Annotated in this window: 23 protein-coding genes; 3 read left to right on the forward strand and 20 right to left on the reverse strand. The window is 40.2% G+C overall.

From position 1 onward, the window contains the following. Positions 1–80: 80 nt before the first annotated feature. Positions 81–350, reverse strand: coding sequence for a 30S ribosomal protein S14 (gene rpsN, locus LQZ76_RS01235; RefSeq protein WP_168721864.1), 270 nt, complete (start codon positions 348–350; stop codon positions 81–83). A gap of 8 nt (positions 351–358) precedes the next feature. Continuing rightward, positions 359–508, reverse strand: a complete 150-nt coding sequence (gene rpmG, locus LQZ76_RS01240; RefSeq protein WP_230097957.1) for a 50S ribosomal protein L33 — start codon at positions 506–508, stop codon at positions 359–361. Positions 509–740: 232 nt separating this feature from the next. Here rpmG and LQZ76_RS01245 point away from each other — a divergent pair, with 232 nt between their 5' ends. After that, positions 741–1,367, forward strand: coding sequence for a phosphatase PAP2 family protein (locus LQZ76_RS01245; RefSeq protein WP_230097958.1), 627 nt, complete (start codon positions 741–743; stop codon positions 1,365–1,367). 108 nt (positions 1,368–1,475) lie between these two features. Here the strand turns inward: LQZ76_RS01245 and LQZ76_RS01250 are convergent, their stop codons facing one another. The 8 genes from LQZ76_RS01250 to LQZ76_RS01285 all read right to left on the reverse strand — a co-directional run bounded on the left by LQZ76_RS01250 (position 1,476) and on the right by LQZ76_RS01285 (position 10,350). After that, positions 1,476–2,897 carry an anion permease gene (locus LQZ76_RS01250; protein WP_230097959.1) on the reverse strand — a complete coding sequence of 474 codons (1,422 nt, stop codon included), beginning with the start codon at positions 2,895–2,897 and terminating at the stop codon, positions 1,476–1,478. 30 nt (positions 2,898–2,927) lie between these two features. After that, on the reverse strand, positions 2,928–4,322 hold the full coding sequence (locus LQZ76_RS01255; RefSeq protein ID WP_230097960.1) for a flavocytochrome c: 1,395 nt from the start codon (positions 4,320–4,322) through the stop codon (positions 2,928–2,930). Positions 4,323–4,326: 4 nt separating this feature from the next. Continuing rightward, positions 4,327–5,718, reverse strand: coding sequence for a class II fumarate hydratase (locus LQZ76_RS01260; RefSeq protein ID WP_230097961.1), 1,392 nt, complete (start codon positions 5,716–5,718; stop codon positions 4,327–4,329). 12 nt (positions 5,719–5,730) lie between these two features. Beyond that, the gene (locus LQZ76_RS01265) at positions 5,731–6,624 is read right to left on the reverse strand and encodes a LysR family transcriptional regulator (RefSeq protein WP_230097962.1); all 894 of its coding nucleotides are present in this window, start codon (positions 6,622–6,624) and stop codon (positions 5,731–5,733) included. Positions 6,625–6,718: 94 nt separating this feature from the next. Continuing rightward, positions 6,719–7,189 (reverse strand): PAS domain-containing protein, encoded by a 471-nt coding sequence (locus tag LQZ76_RS01270; RefSeq protein ID WP_230097963.1) that lies wholly within the window; start codon positions 7,187–7,189, stop codon positions 6,719–6,721. 3 nt (positions 7,190–7,192) lie between these two features. Further along, positions 7,193–8,140: an FAD:protein FMN transferase gene (locus LQZ76_RS01275; RefSeq protein ID WP_230097964.1), complete on the reverse strand. Its 948-nt coding sequence runs from the start codon at positions 8,138–8,140 to the stop codon at positions 7,193–7,195. Next, positions 8,137–8,982 carry an NADPH-dependent FMN reductase gene (locus LQZ76_RS01280; RefSeq protein WP_230097965.1) on the reverse strand — a complete coding sequence of 282 codons (846 nt, stop codon included), beginning with the start codon at positions 8,980–8,982 and terminating at the stop codon, positions 8,137–8,139. Before LQZ76_RS01280 ends, LQZ76_RS01275 begins: the two co-directional genes overlap by 4 nt. 285 nt (positions 8,983–9,267) lie before the next feature. Continuing rightward, positions 9,268–10,350 (reverse strand): DUF6287 domain-containing protein, encoded by a 1,083-nt coding sequence (locus LQZ76_RS01285; RefSeq protein WP_230097966.1) that lies wholly within the window; start codon positions 10,348–10,350, stop codon positions 9,268–9,270. A gap of 174 nt (positions 10,351–10,524) precedes the next feature. Between LQZ76_RS01285 and LQZ76_RS01290 the strand changes: the two genes are divergently transcribed. Further along, the gene (locus tag LQZ76_RS01290; RefSeq protein WP_230097967.1) at positions 10,525–11,331 is read left to right on the forward strand and encodes an alpha/beta fold hydrolase; all 807 of its coding nucleotides are present in this window, start codon (positions 10,525–10,527) and stop codon (positions 11,329–11,331) included. Positions 11,332–11,541: 210 nt separating this feature from the next. On the opposite strand, the gene LQZ76_RS01295 is transcribed toward LQZ76_RS01290, so the two are convergent. The 10 genes from LQZ76_RS01295 to LQZ76_RS01340 form a co-directional block, all read right to left on the reverse strand. Next, positions 11,542–11,979, reverse strand: a complete 438-nt coding sequence (locus LQZ76_RS01295) for an NINE protein (protein WP_230097968.1) — start codon at positions 11,977–11,979, stop codon at positions 11,542–11,544. Between the two features lie 106 nt (positions 11,980–12,085). Then, positions 12,086–12,565, reverse strand: coding sequence for a 23S rRNA (pseudouridine(1915)-N(3))-methyltransferase RlmH (gene rlmH / locus LQZ76_RS01300; RefSeq protein WP_230097969.1), 480 nt, complete (start codon positions 12,563–12,565; stop codon positions 12,086–12,088). Positions 12,566–13,345: 780 nt separating this feature from the next. After that, positions 13,346–14,749, reverse strand: a complete 1,404-nt coding sequence (gene dnaB, locus LQZ76_RS01305; protein WP_230097970.1) for a replicative DNA helicase — start codon at positions 14,747–14,749, stop codon at positions 13,346–13,348. Between the two features lie 105 nt (positions 14,750–14,854). Continuing rightward, entirely contained in the window at positions 14,855–15,301 is a 447-nt protein-coding gene (gene rplI / locus LQZ76_RS01310) for a 50S ribosomal protein L9 (protein WP_230097971.1), read from the reverse strand. A 15-nt stretch (positions 15,302–15,316) separates the two neighbouring features. Beyond that, positions 15,317–17,314, reverse strand: coding sequence for a DHH family phosphoesterase (locus LQZ76_RS01315; protein WP_230097972.1), 1,998 nt, complete (start codon positions 17,312–17,314; stop codon positions 15,317–15,319). 150 nt (positions 17,315–17,464) lie between these two features. Continuing rightward, positions 17,465–17,704, reverse strand: coding sequence for a 30S ribosomal protein S18 (rpsR, locus tag LQZ76_RS01320; protein ID WP_168721843.1), 240 nt, complete (start codon positions 17,702–17,704; stop codon positions 17,465–17,467). Between the two features lie 20 nt (positions 17,705–17,724). After that, positions 17,725–18,255 (reverse strand): single-stranded DNA-binding protein, encoded by a 531-nt coding sequence (gene ssb / locus LQZ76_RS01325; protein ID WP_230097973.1) that lies wholly within the window; start codon positions 18,253–18,255, stop codon positions 17,725–17,727. Between the two features lie 61 nt (positions 18,256–18,316). Then, on the reverse strand, positions 18,317–18,604 hold the full coding sequence (rpsF, locus tag LQZ76_RS01330) for a 30S ribosomal protein S6 (protein WP_168721841.1): 288 nt from the start codon (positions 18,602–18,604) through the stop codon (positions 18,317–18,319). A gap of 203 nt (positions 18,605–18,807) precedes the next feature. Then, entirely contained in the window at positions 18,808–21,987 is a 3,180-nt protein-coding gene (locus LQZ76_RS01335; protein WP_230097974.1) for an AAA family ATPase, read from the reverse strand. Beyond that, complete coding sequence (locus tag LQZ76_RS01340) at positions 21,987–23,165, reverse strand: exonuclease SbcCD subunit D (protein WP_230097975.1); 1,179 nt, start codon at positions 23,163–23,165, stop codon at positions 21,987–21,989. The genes LQZ76_RS01335 and LQZ76_RS01340 overlap by 1 nt, the downstream gene beginning before the upstream one ends. Positions 23,166–23,353: 188 nt before the next feature. On the opposite strand from LQZ76_RS01340, the gene LQZ76_RS01345 reads away from it, so the two are divergent. Further along, positions 23,354–24,082: an aspartate/glutamate racemase family protein gene (locus tag LQZ76_RS01345; RefSeq protein ID WP_230097976.1), complete on the forward strand. Its 729-nt coding sequence runs from the start codon at positions 23,354–23,356 to the stop codon at positions 24,080–24,082. The last annotated feature ends 141 nt before the right edge of the window (positions 24,083–24,223 follow it).

A 24,223-nucleotide genomic window follows, 5' to 3' on the forward strand; every position in this document is an offset into this window, starting at 1 on the left:
ACCGTGTTACCGTTAAATTTATTCTGTACCAAAATAAATTTAATCGATTTCAGGGTAATTTAAAATTTAGTAATCTCAGCCTACCAACTAGCTTTTTGCACGCCAGGAATCTGACCCTTATGGGCTAATTGGCGGAAATTAAGCCGTGACATGCCGAATTTACGCATATAACCATGCGGACGGCCATCTAACTGATCACGGTTATGAAGGCGTACCGCGCTTGAATTACGGGGTAATTTTGATAACCCAATATAATCCCCGGCGGCTTTTAATTCCGCCCGTTTAGCAGCATATTGCTCAACTAAGGCTGCTTGTTTAGCTGCCTTTGCAATTTTTGATTTTTTTGCCATAATACTCCTTACTTAACTTCAATAAATAATGCTTTACGTTGTAATTTGGGTGAATATTTCATCAATGATAATCGATCAGGGGTGTTACGAACATTTTTACTCGTTAAGTAAATTCGCTCATTCGTTTCGGTATTTTCTAAGATGATATTTTTACGCATATACTCGCTCTTTTCTAAATAGTAATAATTACCATTTATACTATAATGATTTTGTTAAAATTTGTCAAGTTTTTGGTGCTATTCTATATTATTGTATCCTATGCTTAATTAATTAGTATTTACCCAATATATTTATCGAATTCCTTTTACTATTTTACATAACTTAAATTTAACTGCCATCAAAAAGCTGTTATGCTTAGTTTAAATCATTATTTTTTATTAGGAGATTAATATGTCAACGACAAAAACTACAACCCTCGGGGCCATTTTTTTAGCAATTTTTATCGTACTGGTAATCCTTTTTCTTAGTATCCCACAAGCATTAACAAATTTTGATTTAGCCATCATGCACCATGTCCGTGGGGCTTATCCATTTGGCAAGCACTTTTTAAAACATCTCGATAAAATTGGTAACGGTCACCTTTATAACTGGCTTGTCATCATTGCTGCCATCATCTTAGTTATTATCAAACGTTATGCCGAAGCGATTTGGGTTTTTGTGAGCTCAATGCTTTTAAGCTTAGGTGCCGTTGATATTTTGAAAAATTACTTCCAACGCCCTCGGCCAAAGATTCACCACAAAGGCTTTAGTTTCCCTAGTGGTCACGCAACTAGTAGTATGATTTTCTATGGTATCTTGGCAATCATCGTTTTTTACATCATCAAAAATCAAGCTGTTCGTTTTACCGTCCAAGTTGTTTTAATTGCTTTAATTGCCGTGATTGGTTTATCACGAGTTTACCTTGGTGTGCACTACCCAAGTGATATTTTAGCTGGTTACTCATTGAGTTTAGCTTGGATCTTATTTACCTTCCCGCTCTTCAAAAAACTACAAAAATTCTTTAATGAACCCATTTAATAAAAAGTAACTATTATTTGAAAATAAAAAAGCTACCTGAATTTAAAAATTCAGGTAGCTTTTTTGTTTTTATACCGTATTTAAACACCTTTGATTACACCCTTTTTATTACCAAAGGCCAATCAATTTCATCCAAAGTGAGCCAATCCCGACCCAAATGATGATGTAAAGAATTCCTAAAATAAAGTTCAAGCGCCACCAATCACCTTGTTTAACGTAGCCTGAACCAAATAAAATTGGTGCAGGTCCTGATGAATAGTGAGTTGTTGAAGCAAGCAAGTTACCGAAGAATCCAAGCATTAAAGCGGCTAACATTGCTGGGACATGGGCAGCTAAGGCAACCGCTAAGAAAGCGGCATACATCGCTGAAATGTGGGCTGTTGCTGAAGCAAAGAAGTAGTGGCTGTAAAAGTAGGCAACAACTAAAATAATTAACACCACAAACCAATTTAAACCATGTAAACTACTACCAATAATGTGTGATAACCATGGAATAAAGCCTAAAACATTGAGTTCACCGGCCATCATAACTAAAACTGAGAACCAGAATAAAGTGTTCCAAGCACCAGTTTCTTTTAAGATATCATTCCATGAAAGCACCCCGGCAACTAATAAGAACGCAATCACAATAAACCCAGTTGTTGTCGCATCAATCCCAGTCATCGCACCAGTAATCCAAAGAACCAATGCGGCTACGAAACCAATGATCATCATCGTTTCGGCCTTAGTAATCTTACCCATTGCGGCTAATTCACCGGTGGCCCAATTTTTAGCATCTGGCGTTGCTTTTTGTTCTGGTGGATAAAGTTTGTAAATCACAAAGGGAATCACAATCAATGAAATAATTCCGGGAACCAACGCGGCTAAGAACCAGTTCATCCACGTAATGGTAACCCCTTGCTTACCCGCAAAGGCTTGGACAATTGGATTCCCAGCCATGGCAGTTAAGAACATCGCTGCCGTAATCATATTGGCATGAAATTCAGTAAAAATTAAAAATGAACCAATCTTGCGTTCAGTTCCATCAGCTGGATCTGATTTGAAAGTTTGCGCTAATGACTTGATGATCGGATACATCACCCCACCAGCCCGTGCGGTATTTGAAGGTGTTCCTGGGGCGACAATCAAATCAACCGCTGATAATGCGTATGATAAACCTAATGTTTTCTTCCCAAAGGCCCGCACAAAGATTAACGCAATCCGGCGACCTAAACCAGTTTTAATAAACCCGCGTGAGATGAAAAAGGCCATCACAATCAACCAGATTGAACTGTTCCCAAAGCCAACAATCGCCTTTTCAACTGGTACCGTACCAGTTAACACCGTGGCGACAAAACCGAGTAACGCAATCCCACCTAATGGTAAGGGCTTCGTAACCAAACCAATAATGGTGGCGACAAAAATTGCAAACATATGCCATGCCACGATACTCAATGTATATGGGCGAAAGGGCGCGGCAAACCAAATAATCAAACCAACAATGACTGGCGCAATGAATTTACGATAGTCAATTTTTTCTAATGAACTCATCCCAATTTTCCTCTAATTAAGTATTTTTACTTACAAACCTAGAACAAATTTTGCTGCTTGTTTCCCTGCTTGGCGACCAAAGACCACTGTTTCGGCAATTGAGTTCCCACCAATCCGGTTGTTACCGTGTAAACCACCGGTTACTTCACCAGCGGCATACAAACCGCTAATGGCATCTCCGTTGGCTGTTACAACTTCGGTTAACGGATTAATTTTGACCCCACCCATTGTGTAGTGAATGGCTGGTTTAATGTGAATAGCATAGTAAGGGGCCTTTAAAATTCCGCGTTCCATGGCGGTGCTACGGCCAAATTCGGTATCGGCACCGGCCGCTTGGAAAGTATTCCATTGCGCCACGGTTGCTTCCAAGTTATCAGCGTCTAAGTGGGCTTTGTCAGCCAACTCAGCCAAAGTCGCGCCTTCCATTACCAAACCAATGGCATGATAGAAATCAATTGCCGTAAAGGCTTCGCGAATTCCTTGATCTAAAATTAACGTTGCCCCATCTTCGTGTAAATCATTAATCGCAGCGGTCGCTTTATCACGGGTGGTCATTTCATTAACGAAACGTTGGCCAGCCCGGTTAACTAAAATCGCCCCTTCACCACGTACCCCTTCACCGATTAAATAAACGTGATCAGTATCTTGTTGAGCGGTTGGGTGAATTTGAATCTTATTCATATCCACTAACGTCCCACCAACTTCCGTTACCAATTTCATCCCATCCCCAGTGGCACCAGGGTGGTTAGTTGTCTTTAAATCAAGTAATTCAGGGGCATATTCGGCTAACATTTCACGGTTTTGCGCAAATCCACCCGAAGCAATTAAGACCGCCTTGGCTTGAATTGTTTTTTCACCAAGCTTGGCGTTTTTAATTGTTAAACCAGTAATTTGATTACCCGTTTTTTCTAACCGCGTTACTTCAGTACCATCAAATAACGGAATTTGTTTGAAGGCTAATTGCTTTTGTAACCCTTTAACTAAATACCCACCCACGGCTGATTTATCACCGGGACGGTGGGCCCGTTTTTGGCTCATGCCCCCAGTAGCGGTAATATCCGTGAGGTTAATGTTGTGGTTGTATAACCAATCAATAGCTGATTCCGTATGCGTGACAAAATATTCTAAAAGGTCTTTATCGTTGGTCCCGCCACCACCTTTTAAAGTGTCTTCATAAAATGAAGCTTGGGAATCGACAATTTTATTATTTAATTGGACAAAAGTTTCAACCGCATTCATCCCAGAAGAAGCCCGGTTTGAATTACCACCTAAGACTTCTAATTTTTCAAGAATTGCGACATCCAAACCAAGTTCTTGGGCTTGAATTGCGGCCGTCATCCCCGCAGCTCCAGAGCCAATCACCACAAAGTCATAGGCATCTTTTAAATCAGCGATATCGGCTTTGGGAAAAATAAATTTAGCCATTTTTTTACTCCTTGTGTGAACGTTCAAGGTTCGTCATCGCCATGAAGTCCATCCATTCATCATATTGTGCTTCAGTTAAGGCGCCAGATGCTAATGCCGCAACTTTTAAAGTTGTGCCATTTTTATCAGCGGCTTGGGCAATTTCAGCGGCAGCATGGTACCCAATGTGGGGTGATAATGCGGTCACGGTCATCAATGAGTTATCTAATAATTCACGCATCCGGGTTGGGTTAACTTCAAGCCCGTGAATCATGCGATCAGCAAAGCCCGTCATTGTACCAGCCAATAATTCAGCTGATTCTAAGAATGCATCAATCATCACTGGTTTGAAGACGTTTAATTCAAAGTTACCTTGGCTTGAGGCCATCGTAATCGTTGTGTCATTACCAAACACCCGGACAGCGGCCATCGTTAAGGCTTCCACTTGCGTTGGGTTAACTTTACCAGGCATGATTGATGACCCAGGTTCGTTAGCTGGAATTTTTAATTCACCATACCCACCCCGTGGACCAGAAGCTAAGAAACGAATATCATTCCCAATCTTCATTAAATCAGCAGCTAAGGCTTTAAAGGCACCGTGAACTGTGTTAACTGCTGTGTGGTTAGCAAGGCCGTAGAATTTGTTGCTTTCGCCAGTAAATGGGAAGCCATAGACTTCTGAAACGGTGGCGGCAATCGCAGCCCCTAATTCAGTATTGGCATTTAACCCCGTACCGACTGCGGTCCCACCCATGGCTAATTCGTACAATTGCGGCCGTAAAATTTCTAAGTTAGCTTGGTTGTGCTTCAAGGCTGAAATGTACCCCGATAATTCTTGGCCAAATGTCAATGGCGTTGCATCTTGTAAGTGCGTCCGCCCAACTTTAATCACATCCCAGAAAGCGTCTTGTTTGAGGCGTAATTCAGCAATCAAATGGGCTAAAGCTGCTTCAACATCGGCAACTGCCGCGACTGCTACAATGTGCATCGCTGTTGGGAAAATATCATTTGATGATTGTCCCATATTAACGTGGTCATTTGGTAATACTTCAATCCCGGTTTGGCTAGCCAAGTGGGCCACAACTTCATTCGTGTTCATGTTAGTTTGGGTCCCAGAACCAGTTTGGTAAACTGACAATGGGAAGTCCTTACGCAATTCAACATCATCTAATTTAAGTAACGCTTCAATCGTTGTAATAATCGCATCGGCGCGGGCCGCATCTAATGAACCATTGGCTTTGTTAGCTAAAGCAGCCGCGCGTTTGATATTGAGTAATGCGCGAATAATTGCTAGTGGCATCCGCGCGCCAGTTGGAAAGTTTTCAAGTGAACGTTGAGTTTGGGCCATCCAAGCGGCTTCAACCGGAACTTTTACTTCACCAATTGCATCTGCTTCAATTCGAAATTCTTGGGTCATAACTTATTCTCCTTATTTATCGTCGAAGTTAATTTCATTAATAACTTCAATCATTTTTTGTTTTAGACAATTTGCAAAAGCGGATAACTGGTGATCTCGCTTTTGGATTAAATAAATATAGAAATCAAGTGGTTCATCAAGGGGCACCGTTACTAGATCACTACGCTCGCGGACCGCTAATTCAACCATAATCCCAATGCCATTGCCAGCAGCAATTAAGCCTTGTTCGGTCATAATTTCGTTGGTAATATATGTGCTGCGTAATTCATCAATCATATTATGTGCGATTAATTGTTCCACCAAAACCCGATGTTGCATAAAGCCTTCACCGACTGAGATAAAGCGTTCACCACGTAAATCAGCAAAAGTTAACCTTGGCTGGTCTGCTAATCGATGCTCAGGTGGTAAAACAACGACATATTGGCTCTTAGTTATATAGTGACTATCATAATTTTGATCATGTTCGGGCGTTAAGCTACCGACAAATACCATATCAACCTTATCATTATCAAGTAGCTCATACATATTACTTGAACCACTTTCTACCATATGAAAGGCGTCAATTTCTTGGGCATTTAATTGCCGCATGATTTTTGGAAAGATGGTCGCCCCAATAATTGGTGGCACGCCGATACCGACTTTATGTTGATTGGTAATATCGCTTTTAATAATCTCGGTTTCTCGTAAAATATTTTTACTATGCTGAAATAATGTGGTACCCGCCGTCGTTAACTTAATTGACCGCGTACCGCGTTGTCGAATAATTAATTGTTCGCCTAATTCTTTTTCTAAGCGTTGCAAAGCATTCGTAATTGAAGGTTGTGATACAAATTTTTTGCGTGATGCGCCGGTAAAAGTACCCTCCTCGGCCAGCGCCACAAAATAATCTAAGTCATTAAGTAACATAAATCACTACCTCTACTAATTAATTTTTTCACAAAGTATAACATATTTTAAACCTTGATTATATAATAGCTTATGGAATGTTAATTTTTAATAATTATTTGTCAGCTTTACCCGCGTTAAAGACGGTTTTAACACCCCGGAAACCTTGAATCCGGCTAATATCACCGGTAAACCGTAATGTTCCTAAGAAAGTCCCATCAATATCGCGCACGGCGTAAAAATTATTGTAGATGGTCTGATTATTTTTAGGGAACCATTGTTCAAAATGATCCGCAGCTCCTTGATGCAAATCAGCTAACATACTACTTACCGCTACTTGGTCAGTCTTTGGAAATAAACTGACAAACGATGCCCCTAATTCTGAAGTTGCATACCGTTCGATGCGGTGTTCATTATCAGAATAATACGCCAAGCGGTCATCAGCATCGGCAAACGTAATTTCAAATGGTAAACTATTTAAAATTTGGCGTAAACCGGTTAATGCCAAGTGCCCTGTGGGTAAGTTGATTATTCCTTGATTATCAACAAACGTTTTTTCATTTTCTACTTCAATTTGATCTACCATAATCTATGCTTCCTTAATATAAAATGTGGGCTGAATGATTTTAAAATCAGCTGGATTAATGTTTACTAAGCGAATCGAGCGGTCGCGATAAATAAATATCGCTCCAAAGGGATAGTCATCAGCTTCGATGGGCCCATCATTGAAAAATAACCGCGTCGTTTCAACTTCACCATCAATTGATTTTGGTGATAAAACGGTCACACTTGCAAGTTCGTTATCATGCGGATAACCGGTTTCCGGATCAATGATGTGGTGATACGTTTGGCCATTTGCCACTAGATGCCGTTCAGCCACGCCGCTCGTCACAATCGACATTGCCGGCGTGGTAAGTAATGCAATGGCTTCACCGTGACGGACAAGCGGATCGCGCACGCCAATTGTCCAGCGACCATCATCGTTGTGGGGGGCCGCATTTAGTAATACAATGTTGCCACCAAAATTAATGATGCCCGCCATTTGGCCTTGGGCTTGCCAATAATCTTTGACCCGATCAGCAATGTAGCCTTTCGCAATGGCCCCTAAATCTAGGGCCATCCCCGCTACTGGCAAGTAAACGGTTAGGGCATCATCGTCTAAAATAATGCCATCACTAACAATTTTTTGCCGAGCTTGCGTAATTGCGGCATCACTTGGTACTTGGGCGTCGGCAAAGCCAATATGCCATAAATTTACTAAGGGCCCAATCGCGGCATTAAAGCCAAAATGTTGCTGACTTTCATAAACCGCTCGTTTAATTAATTGATACACAATTGGTGGCACGGCCACTGGATGATCCCCTGCCGCCTGATTAACTGACATGACCGCTGATTGGGCGCGATTAACCGTTAATAAATCTTCATAATGATTAACCAATGCAATTGTGGCATCAAGTTCATTAACTTGCTGGGTCCCAAACAAAGTTAATTGATTAGTAGTTCCCATTGCATGCCAGGTTTTTTCAATTTTAATCAAAACATTGATGCACCGGTTGTGGCATCGGCTTCGACTGGGGCGGCAGTGGCTGGTGTAATCGTACCAACAACCGGCGCGGCCACCTTATCTGTCAACATCGTCTTTTCAACCCACCAACCATCACCTTTTTCAATAATTGCCGCATTGGCAGCGGGTTGAATAATCGTGGGGATGGTATCTTCATCAAGTGGTGAACCTGGCATGACACTATCTAATGAAGCATACCCTAAGTTAACAGTGGCGACATTGGTATCACTAGTTGGCGCGGGTTTAGTGCGATCAACCCCTTCACCACACATCGGTTGCAATAAGCTTGCAAACCGGATGAAGTGTTGCATGATGGTTTCCAAAAAGCCAATCGTGTTCGCATCAGTTAATTCTTCCGTCGTCATATCAATGATTTGGGCGGCGGGCCCAACTAAAAATTGGTTACCTGGTAGCACTAAGGCATCTAAGCCTGGTGCATCCATAATTTGCCGTAAATGTTCTTGGGCGTTATTGGTTCCTTGGCGGCCTAATGATGCCCCAACTAGCATTACTGGTTTGTTGGTAAAAGGATGCAACGTGCCATAACTCATCCATTCAATAAATGACTTTAAGGCGGCAGTAATTGAGTGATCATATTCAGGGGTTGAAATAATAACTCCATCTGATGCTTGAATTGATCGCGCAATTTCACCAATGCGCAATGGCGCTTCATCATCTTCGTTAAATAATGGTAAATCGGCGATTTCAATAATCTCGATATTAACCTGGTCCTTAAAATGTTTTTTCATGAACCAAAGTAACTTACGGTTGTAAGATTTACGCGCATTGGTTCCGACAATCGCGACAAAATTCATTCACTTATCCTCAAAATCTTAATTCGTTTGTTTTTTCACATGCTCAAGCTATGCCTTTATTAAACCGTATCCCACTAGTTATGTCAAAGTTTGTAAAACGCTTCACAAGTTATAAACGTTGATTTATAGGGTTTTCAACGTCCTATATATCTTGTATAAATTCAAATATAAGGCAGACTAATAATTTAATTTCATACTGTAAAAATATTTTTAAAATAGATATAGTGAATTAAAGCACAAAAAATAACCAGCGAAACTAAACTTTCGCTGGTTATTTTACCGTTTTCACTTAACACGATAGTAAGCTGAGGTTGCATAGCCCCCTTGGCCACCACCGACAATTAAGCGATCTTTGCTGACATCAGAATTATCTTCTGGTGCAATTTTAATGCCCGCCGGCGCAATCGCTAATGGTTCAAAAGCACTCCCGGGACCACTTGAAAAATTACCAATCCCGCCTTCTAGCCAACCATTTGTAATATCGCCATTCGTAATGACTTCAGCATTGCCATCCGAATCTTTTGGCCCATCAGTGGTTGCACCCATGAAACCTGAATAATGTGAACTAGTAGGTTTAATGGTAATTTGATTCGTCACAGTAATTTCTTTGCCATCGGTTGGATTTTTCCATGTTCCCACTAAACTACTGAAATTATTTGAATGGATTGCTTCGATATTTAATTTAGTGTCCGTATTCACTGGCAGCTTGTTGCTTGTTTGTGCATAAATACTAGAAAAGCTTGGCCCACTACTCCATACTTGGATTAAATTTTGACTTGTTCCAATTGATTTACCATCAATTTTGACGCCACTATCAACTCCACGGGGGATGAATGTGATTGTATGATTGACACTCACGGCACCTTGGTTTGAAAATGATGCATCGAGCATTTTACCATCTACTTTATAGGCTACTGGTTGTGTCGCTGAATCAGCCGCAATCGTTGCGCCTTGTAAAACAAAACTACCATCCGAAATTGTATTTTGATTTACAAAAAGCTGCTCACTACCATTTTCACGTTGATAAGCTTGTTGGCCATTACCGTCTTCGCGATTAACCGAAGTAGCAATTAATTGCCATTGCCCTTGTAAGCTACTAAAGTTACCTTGTTGAATTTGAGCCAAATTAAGGCCTGGTATTGCTGTGCTCTTTGGTTGTTGCGTATTTTTTTTACTACTTACTTGATGACTTGCACTTTTTTTAGGTGCTTGGCTACTAGCGGTACTGCTAGTTTTACTACTAGTGCTACTACTTTGGCTTGATGTGCTAGCACTATCGGCATGTTTTTGTGCGCCACATGCACTTAAACTCAAAACCCCGATTGTTACTAAACCGATTCCGAGCAGCTTGGTTATCTTTTGTCCCATTGGCTATCTCCTATAATTTTATTAATTATTCTATTCTATCATTCTAATAATAAAACTCAATCAATCCGTTTAAAAAAATTTAATAATCGGGCAGCTTAAATTAAATTCTATTACGAAATTTATCCTTTTCACCCGCCCGCTGACGTATACTAATTATCAAAAAGGAGCTTAATCATGGAATTTAAAACTGCTAATTTAACCCTCAATTACGAAATCATCGGCACCGGCACACCGTTTTTAATGCTCCATGGCTTGGGCTGTGATATGCACTTAATGCAAGGCTGCATGGAACCAGCCCTAGCGACTACCAAGCAATTTCAGCGTATTTATGTCGATTTACCTGGAATGGGCCACTCAAATGCCCCGTTAGCATTTGCTAGTAGTGATGCGATTTTAGCTGCCTTAATCACCTTTGCCACTACCATTATTACCGAACCATTTCTCGTTGCTGGGGAATCATTTGGCGGCTATTTAGCGCTTGGTTTGGCTGCTAAGTTACCAACTAAAGTCATCAAAGCTTTACTAATTTGTCCAATGGTTGAACCTGATCACGATACCCGCGATGTCCCAACTGCATTAACCTACCAAGAAGTTGATGAACCATTTATGGCGACCATTGATCCAGAAGTGCGCGAAACCTTTTTGAGTTTTATTACTGTAGCTAATGAAAATACTTTTAACCGCTTTGAAAATGAAATCATGGTTGGTTTACGCCAAGGTAATCGTGCTTTCTTAGATCAACTTGCTACGGCATATGCCTATTCATTCGATCTATTTACAACATTAACGACTAATTCCGTTCATCCAGATATTTTATTTTTACTCGGCCGCCAAGATCAAGTCGTGGGCTACAAAGATGCGTATCGCTTAAGTCATTTGGTACCCCGGGTGTCATATTTTATTTTTGATAAAGCCAGTCATAGCTTACAAATTGAACAGCCAACATTATTTAATAGTGTCGTTACTGGTTGGTTAGCTTAACAAAAAACGGGAGTGTGACATAACTCTTTTCTGGTGGTAATTTGCTGCCAAAACGCGCTCCAGAAGTCCGATATATTCGAAATATACACAAAAAAGCCAAGAAAAATGAATTTTCTCGGCTTTTTTGCTAGTATTTCTCGATATCGCCCGACTTCTGTCACAGCTCCTTTTTATTTATGATTATTTCTTAATGTAATGGAGAACATATCCTTAATCATTAAGTTCATTACCAAATCCATCAAGGTGCCACTTTGAACCACGATTTGAAATTAAAATTAAAATTCCTTCGATAAAGACCCAAATATCAACAATAACAATAATCAAGTAACCAATAATGAAAATTGCTGTCAGCCAACCAAAAATTGTTAAAATAAGTTGGGTAAGTCCACGTGCGGTCTTACCTAAATAAAAATTGTGAATTCCTAAACTGCCTAAGAAAATACCTAATAAACCCGCCACGATTTTTGACTTATTACTCCGTACCCCAGTTGGATTTGAGTTTGCGGTTACATCTTGAACATAATTGTTTAAAACATTATTATCTGATTGTTTTAGCAATTCCGCTTTTTTAACATCAAACTCTTCTTGCGTTAGTACACCACTATCTAACAAATCTTTATATTTTTTTAAATCATCTACAACGGCCATCAATAATCCTCTTTTCTATATTAAAAGTTATTCTATCATTAATTTTATTATATAGCAAAAAACGCCTTGAGCATATTTAACTCTCAAGGCGTTCTTTTTTCATCTTTTACTTGTGGTACGGGCTACCAGCATTAATCATATATGCTCGGTAAACTTGTTCCGTCAATACTAAGCGCATTAATTGGTGCGGTAACGTAAAGCGACCAAAACTAATTTGCGTGTTAGCGCGTTTTAAGACCTCATCTGATAAACCCAGTGATCCCCCGATGACAAAGGTAATATCAGAATTACCATAGGTTGCAAGTTTGTCAATTTCCGCCGCGAGTTCTTCACTTGAACGTTCCTTACCTAAAATTGCTAGCGCAAATACATATTCGCGATCTTTAATTTTATCAAGAATCCGTTCTCCTTCACGTTCTTTAACCTGCAGCATCTCAGCTTCAGATAATTGTTCCGGGGCTTTTTCATCGGGAACTTCCACGACTTCGAACTTTGCAAATTTACTTAAACGCTTGGCATATTCTTCAATCCCTTGCTTTAAATACTTTTCCTTCAAACGACCAACACCAATAATTTTAATATTCATTTTATGCCTCCATGCATTTCATTTTTCCATTTTTTATCCACACGAACACGCAACTTATCAACATGGGGATAAAGCCTATTCCTATCAACATTCTAATACGAACACCAAAATTTTATCCACAGATTTGCAAAGTTATCCACAGATTTAAACGACGCTAAAAATGCCTTTTTAATGGGGTTTTTATTTGGCATAACAAGCAAAACACATTTTTTCCCCAAAGTTACGAAACTTTATCCACATTTACCTGATATTTACAGAGCTTTACGCGTTCGTCTTTTTAGCGCCCAGCCCGCAATTTATTTTTTAATTCGGTTTTAACGTTAAAATAAGCTAAAATCACCTTTTATTAAATAAAAAGTTCGTATTTAACTTAATTTATTTAGCCAAATAGCGATTGCCGTTCCGATTTATTAAGTAACTATCATCTTTTTTATACACACGATTCTCGAACAAATATTTACAAACCAAAATTGACTATGATTCAAGTTATTGCATATGCCAATTAATTTTTTTATGGTTATCCACACCAGAGTTAAACACCGAATTTCCCCATGCTAGCAAGGCTTCTGTGCATTTATCAATTAGTTGTTCACAAGTTATCCACAGGTGTGGATAAACTAATCCGCTTACATGAACTTTATTTACATATTTTGCACGTTTGTGTATTATTCGTTTTTTAATTTTACACCAAATTCTAATGTCTAAACTACTACTTATCTGACTATTATTTATAATTTAAAACGTAAAAAATCGACTCCGAAGAATCGATTTTATGTAAGTTTACCGATACTGATTTTCATCAACATAGCTCAGTGAACTAAACTTATTATAGGACTTGATAAATAATAATTTTGCCGTTCCTCGCGCACCAGAACGGTTTTTTTCGATAATAACTTCAACCGGACCAGCATCATTTTCACCTTCATCACGTGGATCAATTGGTGAATCATCATCGTCATTACTACCTTCTCGATCGTAATAATCATCCCGATATAGAAAGGCCACGATATCCGCATCTTGTTCAATTGATCCAGATTCACGAATATCTGATAACATTGGCCGTTTGTCTTGCCGCTGTTCAACGCCCCGTGAAAGTTGTGATAGAGCAATTACTGGCGCATCCAATTCTTTGGCTAATTTTTTTAATGACCGTGAAATGTCAGAAACTTCTTGTTGCCGGTTTTCGTGATTATTTGATTCAATCAATTGCAAGTAATCAATAATCACTAAGCCAACTTTACCTTGTTCCTTTTCAAGTCGTCGTAACTTAGCCCGAATTTCGGAAATTTTAATCCCTGGAGTGTCATCAATAAAGAGCTTCGTGCGTGATAAACTTTCCATCGCCATCATCAAGCTTTGCCATTCTTGTTTATCCATATTACCCGTCCGCATATGGTTGGAATTAACACTGCCCTCAGCGGCTAATAACCGTTGCACCAGCCCATTGGCACTCATTTCAAGTTCAAACATCGCGACAACTTCATCACTGTGGACGGCCACGTGTTGGGCAATATTGAGCACAAAGGCGGTTTTCCCGACGGCTGGCCGGGCCGCGATGATGATTAATTCACCACCGTGAAAACCGGTTGTCAATGCATCTAATTCGTGGAATCCAGATGATAAACCGGTTACAATATCTTGATTTTGTGAATTGCGTTCAATTTCTTGCAAGGCATCATTTAAAACATCTTGAATATTCAAGAAATCGGCATTCACTTGATTTTCGGCAACTGCTTCTAAGCGTGCTTCTAAGTTTGCTAATAAATCTTCAGACGCTTCTTCTTCTGAGAACGCTTTGGCAATCCCGTCCGTCATAATATTAATCGCTCGTCGTAACGCCGCTTTTTCTTTTACAATTTGCGCGTAATAACTAATATTCGCCGCTGTTGGTACTGCCCCGGCTAATTCAGCTAAATAGGCGACCCCACCAACGTTTTCTAAAGTTCCTTCACTATTGAGCTTATTTTGTAGCGTAATGATATCGATCGGCAAATCAGCCTCATCGAGTTCCTTCATTGCTTTATAAATAAGTGTGTGTGCTTGGCGATAAAAATCTTGCGGCGTCAAATATTGATCCGCTTCCGCTAAAGCATCTTTTTGGGTAGCGTTTAGAAAAATCGCCCCTAAAACCGACTGTTCGGCCTCAACGCTTTGTGGTGGCATTCGCATTTCATCGTTATTCATGCTACCCTCTCCTTTTCAAATAAGTCCAATCTATTATATAACTATATCACCAAAAAAAGAACATTACTGTCTAACCAAAGACAGCAATGTTCTTTTAGTAAAAAATTATTCAACCACGTGAACACGCACATTGGCATCCACTTCATGGTGTAACTTCAATGATACATTTGTGTAGCCCATTGAACGAATTGGTTGCTTCATATCAAGCTTACGTTTGTCGATTTTAAGACCAAATTGTTGTTGCATCGCTTCAACAACTTGTTTTGATGATACGGCCCCAAACAAGCGGCCATCAGCCCCAGCTTTAGCATGAATTTCGACTACGGTTTTGTCATCTTCAAGCTTTGTCTTTAAATTTTTAGCTGCTTCCAACTCTTCGGCTGCTTCCCGATCTTGGGCTTTCTTTTGACCTTTAACGGCACTCATAGCTGAATTGTTCGCCACGGCAGCTTTCTTACCTTTAATCAAGAAGTTTGCAAATCCATCTGGAATTTCCTTAACTTCACCCTTTTTCCCACGACCTTTAACGTCTTCTAAAAAAATAACTTTCATCTTTCTTTACCCCTTTTAACTTTCTTGTGCTGCTAATAATTCTAACAACTGCACACCGACTTGCCCAACCGTGCTATCAGCAACTTGGGTCGCCGCATTTGATAGGTGACCACCGCCACCCATTTGTTCCATAATCATTTGGACACTAATTTGGCCCGTTGAGCGTGCCGATACGCCGACTTTACCATCATTGCGCAGTGTGATGACATATGATTGCTCAATGCCTAAGACTTGCAATAATGAATCCGCAGCTTGGGCAGCGACAACATTATCGTAAACCACATCATTTTCACCCATCGCAATGGCGGCATTACCAACGATTTTAACCGATTCAATTAAATGATTGCGTGCCATGTAGCTATCAACATTTTCTTTCATAAATTGTTGAATTAAGCCCGCATCGGCCCCGGCTGAACGTAAGTAACTCGCCGCATCAAACGTCCGTGTCCCAGCCCGTAACGTGAATGATTTAGTATCAATTTGAATCCCAGCCAAAAGTGCAGTCGCTTCAATCCGGTTAATCGGATCTTGTTCATGGTCTTGATATTCAAATAATTCCGTAATCAATTCCGCTGTTGATGACGCATATGGTTCAATGTAAACTAACAACGGATTAGCTGGAAATTCCTCACTACGTCGGTGGTGGTCAATAATTACCACGCGCGACTGGAGTTTGTTATACAACTGTGGTTCCATTGAAATTGATGGCTTGGAGTGATCAACCATAATTAATAAACTATCATCGGTAGAATTAATCAAGGCATCTTCATACGTCACAAAAGCATTTTTCTCAACTTCAACCTTGTTAACTTCGGCTAATAACATTTGAATATCACTGTGAACATTCTTACTATCAACCACAATTGATGCTGGTTTATCGTTCATTTGGGCAATCCGTCGTAAGCCAAGGGCGGAACCAATTGCGTCCATATCAGGGTTATTATGCCCCATAATATAGATATGATCAGCTTGACTAATTAAGTCCGTCAACGCTTGTGAAATCATCCGGGCCCGCACGCGTGTCCGCTTTTCCATTGGATTGGTTTTACCACCATAGAAACGGGCTTCTTCATCAGTTGCTTTAACCACTACTTGGTCACCACCCCGGCCCAATGCCAAATCAAGATTGGCTTGCGCTTGTTGGGCCAACTTAGTTAAATCTTTTTCTGCGTATGCAAAACCCATACTCAAGGTCACTGGTAAATTTTGCTTAGAAGTTGTTTCGCGAACCGTATCTAAAATTGAAAATTTATCATTTTCTGCACTTAATAAGCTCGCGGCATGCCCCAAAACAAAGAAGTGGGTCGTGTTTAATCGGCGCATATACATGCCGTGATGTTCCGTCCATTGGGTTAATTCGCGGGTCACATATGATCGCAAGGCGGAAGCTTCGGAATCATTTAAGCGTTCAGAAATTTCTTCATAGTTATCAAGTGAAACCATCCCAAAAACGAGTTGTTCATCTAAATAGCGTTGCTCAATATCCGTATAATCGGTAATATCCATTAAATAGATAACCCGTAAATTTGCTTGAATCGATACCGAAAAACTGCGATCCTTCCAAAAAATTTTGGTGGGTCCATTTTCTTCAGCATGCCCAACTAGTAATTCAGTTAATTCTGGACTAGCATCTTCAAGTTTCGTGCCAATAACACTTTCTTCACCAAAGTATTGTTGCAAATATGGATTAATCCAACTAATTTCATGTTTAGCATTAAACAGTAAAATCCCTAATGGCATCGCAATTAAGGCTTCTTGTTCACCTCGTTCAATTCGAAACGACAAATCAGAAATATATTGGGTCGAGTCCGCTCCAATTCGTTTTAAAATCTCAATTACATAAATTAAGCCCCCAATCTCCAAAAAGAAGAAAATAAAACCAAATATTATATTTGCCCAAAATGCAGCGACCAAGCCAATGATCGCCAAACCTGAGACAATTGTGAAGAGGATTCGAATTCGTCCATTTTGTAGAAACTCTGGTAATTTATTTACATTAAAGAATCGGTTCACGATTCATTACCTCGTAATCTTAATTTGATAACGTTCATTTTACCATATTTTTAACATTTCCGCTCAATAGCACTAACATTCGTCCTTACAGACACAAAAAAACGCGCTCGCACGAATGCGGGCACGTTTTTAATAAAGACGTAATTGATATTAGTCTTCGGCAACGAATGGAAGTAAGCCCATGATACGAGCGCGCTTAATAGCGGTTGTAAGCTTACGTTGGTTCTTTGCTGAAGTACCAGTAACACGACGTGGCAAGATCTTACCTCGTTCTGAGATAAAACGTTCCAACAATTCAGTGTCCTTGTAATCAACGTATTCAATGTGGTTTGCGGCGATGAAGTCTACCTTACGGCGACGACGGTTACCGCCACGACGTTGTTGAGCCATGACTGAGTTCCTCCTGTTTTTTAGAATGGTAAATCATCATCTGAGATATCAATATCATTACCATTTGAAGCAAATGGGTCATTCATTGATGGTTGCTTTGGTTGGCTGTTGCCAGCAAAGCTGTTCCCGTAAGGGTTCTCATTTGATGAAGCTGAATTTGGAGCACTATTAAAGTTATTGCCACCAAAGTTATTATTGTTGCTACTACTTGCGGCATGACGTTCTGAATCAGAACGTGATTCCAACAATGAGAAGTTATCAACAACGACTTCGGTAACATAAACACGGGTACCTTGTTGATTTTCGTAATTGCGTGTTTGCAAACGACCTTCAATACCAATCAATGAACCCTTGTGGGTAAAGTTGGCAAGATTTTCAGCTGATTTCCGCCAAATCACGGCGTTAATAAAATCTGCTTCCCGTTCACCTTGTTGATTGGTAAATTGGCGATTAACTGCAATGGTAAATGAACCAACAGCTGCACCACCTTGGGTGTAACGAAGTTCAACATCACGGGTTAAACGACCAACTAAGACAACTCGATTAATCATAACGAATAATGCTCCTTTCATGCTTGCAAATTAATGCAATGATAGTTAACGCTAATGAAAATTAAGCTTCACGCTTAACGATCATGTGACGTAAGATGTCTTGGCTGATCTTAGCAAGACGGTCAAATTCGTTGATAGCCGCGTCATCGTTAGCATCGAAGTTCACAATGTGGTAAGTTCCTTCACGGAAACGTGAGATTTCGTATGCAAAACGACGAGTTGACCAGTCCTTTGAATCAGCAATAGCTGCACCGTTGTCTGTCAAGATCTTGTCAAAGCGTTCTACCAAAGCAGTTTTTGCTTCACTATCCAAGTCAGGACGAATGATGTAAGTTAATTCGTAAGTCATTTGAACTGTTCTCCTCCTTATGGTCTATGACTACTCTTTAAAGAGTAGTAAGGAAAGTGCCTTTTATTTATGCACTAACAATTTAGTATGATAGCACTTTTTACTAAATCATACAACCTAAAAGATTTTTTTATTTCAAATGCTTACGATCGACAATAAGATACGGTTTAAAAAATTTTTGGTGCTTATTTTATTAAAAATTTTTACGCTAATTGATACTTTAATTCACTTTGGCCATCGCCACGTTTGATGACTTTTAATTGTTGTTGAATTTCTTGTTTCATTGATTCAACGTGTGAAATTATCCCAATAATCCGGCCACTGCGTTCCAATTTATGGAGTGCTTCCATTGCTTTTTCTAAAGTTTCTTCATCCAAGGAGCCAAACCCTTCATCAATAAATAACGCATCAATGCGAATCCCACCCGCTTTATTTTGAATAACTTCCGCGAGGGATAATGCAATCGCTAAGGAGGCTAAAAAGGTTTCCCCACCTGAAAGCGTATCAACGGACCGGAACTCATCAGCATCGTTATCATAAATATTGATTTCTAAGCCGGTTTTAGTTGCATAGCTCCCCGTGGTTTGATTGATATCAAACTGGTAGCGCCCATTGGTTAAATCAGCAAAGTAATATTCATTGGCGTACTCTAAAACTTCTATTAAATAACTTTGCAACACATATCGTTCCAACGTTAAACGGCGGTCATTTTTACCGTTCACAGCGGCAGCCAGTTGCGTTAATTGATTGAGCGTTTCAGCTTGCTTACCAATCGCCGTGACGATTTTAGTAATCGCTGCTTGAACTTGTTCGAGTTGCATCATTTGTGCGTAGATTTCTGTTTGGGTCGCATGCGCTGCTTGTTGTTTTACTTTAAGCTCATCAATGGCGGCTTTGATGACCGTTAAATCTGGTTGCTCCTTGGCTTGCAGCGTATCGTGTAAGGTTGCAATTTCCATTGTGACCCGCTTTTGATTAGTTTCGTAAGCGGCCAAGGTTTTGGTGAGGCTTGCTTGGCGATTTTCACGCCGCTCTTGCGTAATTAGGGCTTGTAACTCATCAAGGGTCATTACGGTTGTTTGCGTCGCTAAGGCGGCATTTAATTGCTCTGTAACGGTCGTTAATTCAGTAGCAACACTTGCTTGTTGTTTTTGTAAACTAGTGTACTTAGCCTTCGCATCAGCTAAGGCAATTTGTTGTTGCTGTTGTTGTGCTTGCAGCTTTGTAACTTTGGCTTGATGGTCATCAATTTTAATCGTTACAGTCCTTAACTCAGCTTGATATTCCGCCACGGTCGCTAGGTCGCGGACTTCGGTACTAATATCAGCTAATTCAGCGGCATTCGTTTTACGAATACCAATATATTGCGCTTCTTTAGTTTGGTATTCCGCTAATTGTTGCCGGTCATTTTTAAGCTGGTCACTTAACGTGTCAATGCTAGCTTGTAAGGCTTTGTAGTGTGCTTGTCGCTTAGTAAGATCCGTTTGAATTACGGTCACTACTTGTTGCCAAGCGCTAAACTTAAATTCAACGGGCCCCACAACACTAAATTCCCGCTGCACTAATTCCCCTAAAGCCGCATTCAACGCTCCTAATTCAGCCGTTAAGGTCGTTACTTGCGCTTGCTTGGCTTGTTGACTAGCTGTTAATTCCGTTAATTTTTCCGCTAAGACTTGGGCCTGAGCATTATTTTCTGCTAAAGTGCTTTGTTGCACCTCTAACTCGTCCATTGCCGCTCTAATTTCAGCATCGGTCACTTGTTGATGGGCGATATTTGTCACTGCTGGGTGGTCTAAAGCCCCACAAACAACACATGCTTGGCCATCTGTAAGTTCATTTTGTAATTGGGCAATCATTAAGCTTTGCCGCCGTTGTCGTTGTTGGTCAACCGCTTGATTGGCCGCCGCGATAACGTCTGCTAACTTTGCACTTTGCGCTTCAATGGCAGCTTTTTGCTCGGCAGCTTGCGCCAAATTTTGTTGGCCTTCCGCTAACTTTTCGGCCACGTTGTTGGCTTGCTTAATGTCGGCTTGCAAAGTTACGAGTTGCGTACTAATGGCGGTAAAATCAGGGCCGTGTGTTAATTCCGCATTTTGCGCTGCTAATTGATTTTCCGTTGTTTTAATTTGGTGATTTTGTGTCCCAATTTTAGCTTGCACCATCCGTGCATTGGCGTCCGCTGCATCCATATTCGCACTTAAGCGTAATTTACGTTCGGCTAATGGAATTAAGTGATTGGCAATTTTACCTTGTGTAATAATTGCTTCATCAATCATGGGTTGTACTTTGGCTAATTCATTAGCCGTCACTGTTAATTGTTCATTGGCAGTCGTTAATGTTGCGACGTCAGCAGCCATAGTCGTTACTTGCGTCGCTAAATTCGGTAAGGTTTGACTTAATTGTTGATATTGATCCATCAACGGTGCTTGTTGGTTAACCCACTGTAATTTACCAACCTCCGCTTGATTAGCTGCCATTAGCTGACTTTGGGCGGTTAATTGCGTTTGTTCTTCCTTTAAAGCTGCTAGCCGGGCAAAATCTTTTTGCAAAAGTTCCCCAACAGTTAAGGCTTTCGTCTTGAGATTTAATTGTTCATCCAAGCTAGCTAACGTGGCTTGAGCTTGCGTATTAGCGCTTTGTTGATTAGTAACTTTTGTAGCTAGGCAAGCTTGCTTTTCGCTTAACGTCCGGGCAGCTTGTAACGCTAGTTCCTCAGCCGCCGTCCAGTTTACTTGGTCAAATAAGTTATTAATTTGGCCGGTTTGGGCTTCTTGTTGCTTACCTAATTCACTGGCTTGGGTTTTTAACCGTTCACTAAAATCTAAAAATAATTTCGTCCCAAATAAATCCCGTAAAACTTTTTCTTTTTCACCACTATCCGCAGTTAAAAATTTTTGGAATTGGGCTTGTGGTAATAAAATAATTTGTCGGAATTGGTCCGCCGTTAATGAAACTAAATCCTTAATGAACTCGTCGACATCTTTTTTCTTCGTATAACTCGTGCCGTGCTCTTGCTTTGTGACCATATCATATTCCGATACCGCACAACTTGCTAAGCCCATCGTTGTCCCGCCACCACGTTTAGCAGCCCGTTCTTGGGCCGGCGTGCGGGTGACTAAATAGGTTGTCCCTTGTTGTTCAAACCAAAAGCGGACACTCGTTGTATCATTTAATGTCGCAAAATCTGAGCGCATATCTTCAGGTTTCCGACTACCACTTCCCTCACCAAATAAGGCATACGTCATTGCATCAAAAATCGTCGTTTTTCCCGCCCCGGTTTGACCACTAATTAAAAATAATGGGTTGGCCGTAAATCGATCAAAATCAACGACACCATGGGCATACGGACCAAAATAATTCATTTCAACTTTAATTGGGCGCATTAGGCTTGTTCCTCACTTTCGCTGCGTAATGTCGTTAACGTCTGATCAATCATCGCCGTTTGAGCGGTACTTAGTTCACTTGGTGCCATTACGACCGCATAAAATTGTTTAATAATTTCACTATCTGATACTTCCGCACGCGCTTGTAACTGTTGATGATTTGCATTTACCAACGTTGAATTAACATGATATTGTAATTCAACTACATCGCCATAAATTTCTTCCAATTGTTGGCGAATATTTTTTTCCTGTGGCCGATCAAGTAATTGAATGCTAAAAAAAGCCGCCCCTTTAGCAGGATATTGTTCATAAGTGGCTGGTGCAGTTAATTCCGCAAATGTTCCACGTAAAACATATAAATCTTTATTCGGTGTAATTTGCTTAAACGTTGTCGTCACCGGGCCGTCTTCAGGAATATCAACAATGTAGACTCCTTTTTCATTTTGTGCTTCTTTGGTATTAAATTTAACCGGTGAACCACTGTAACGAATTTGTTTTGTGGGTGACGCTTGCCATAAGTGCAAGTGCCCCAGGGCAACATAATCAAACGCCGCAAAGGTACTAGCCGCAACTGTATTTAACCCCCCGACCGTCGAAGTCGTTTCAGAGGTCAATTCATAATTTTCATTATCGGTCCCTTGGACATTAAAGTGCGTCACTAAAATATGCCGTTTTTGCGGATCAAATTGGGCAACGATATCGGCAATTACGCGATCCATAGCTTGTTGAATTGTCCGTAATTCATTACTCTCAACGGATACTTGGTAAAAAATCCGGGCATCTTGCGGATCAAAAAACGGTAATAAAAAAATTTGGGCAGTTGGGGTTTCAATTGGTGTCATAGCCTCTTGAATTTTAGTATTCAAATATAATTGTTGCGCCCCAAACCAATCCCGGGCAAAATTTAACCGGTTCGCACCATCGTGATTACCCGAAATTGCATAAATTGGTAAGTTTTGCTCGAGATTTAAATGTTTTAGCATCGCATCAAAACTCTTAACGGCTTCAACACTTGGAATGGCGCGGTCATATAAATCACCCGCGATGATGATGCCATCAACCGCTTCAGCAGCGGCAATCGTACTAATTTGTTGAAAGGCATCTTTTTGGACATCAATTAAATTAAATTGATTCAATTGTTTACCGATATGCCAATCGGCTGTATGTAATAATTTCATTTGCGAATCCCTCCAAGCTGTTATCATACGTAGTTAAATTTAAGTATACCGTTTTAATTTCTATTGCTTAAGCGGAAAATTTATCATTTTAATTTAATTATTCAAATTGATATATCATTTATTTAATTGATTTCTCATTAAAATCACGCTAAGATGGCATTAGTAAAAATATTTGGAGGTCGGAATTAATGAAGAATTTTTTTGGAATTATTGGTGGTATGGGGACCAAAGCCACCGAAACATTTATTAAGGCAATTAATGATTTAACCCCTGCCCACTCAGATCAAGAATATTTAAATTATTTGGTTATTAATGATGCCCAAGTCCCTGATCGAACTGCTTATATTCTAGGCAAATCAACTGATAATCCTTTACCGACACTCCTTGATGACGTTACTAAGCTCAATGCTTGCGGGGCTGATTTTGCGGTGATTACTTGTAATACCGCCCACTATTTCTTACCCCAATTAGAACAAGCCGCTAATTTTCCGATTCTCAACATGCCCCAATTAGCCGCCCAACAATGTTTTAATATGGAAAATAAACAACCACGGGTCGGTTTGTTAGCGACTAATGGCACGATTGAAGCTCACATCTACCAGCAATACATTGAATCTCTCGGCGGTGAAGTCGTCCTCCTTGAACCAGCTTGGCAAAAAATGACGATGCAGTTCATTTACGATGACGTTAAAGATAACGACTTTGTTGACAGCACTAAATATCATACGTTAATTAATCGATTATTGATTGACGCCCACTGTGATTATGTTATTTTAGGCTGTACAGAATTGTCAGTCGCCCAAGCTCGTGAACCTTATCCATCCGAGTTTGTTATTGATGCCCAAGCAGTGCTTGCACAGACTGCGGTGACCCGCGCACTAGCTAATAGACATAGTACGCAACCACTGCATAATTAACCATAAAAAGGAGCTGTGACAGAAGTCGGGCGATATCGAGAAATACACTAAAAATCCCTCGTGAAGAATTTTCTTCATGGGGGATTTTGTCGTATTTCGAATATATCGGACTTCTGGAGCGCGTTTTGGTAGCAATTTAGT

The organism is Periweissella ghanensis, from assembly GCF_918814755.1.
GTDB classification, from domain to species: Bacteria; Bacillota; Bacilli; order Lactobacillales; family Lactobacillaceae; genus Periweissella; species Periweissella ghanensis.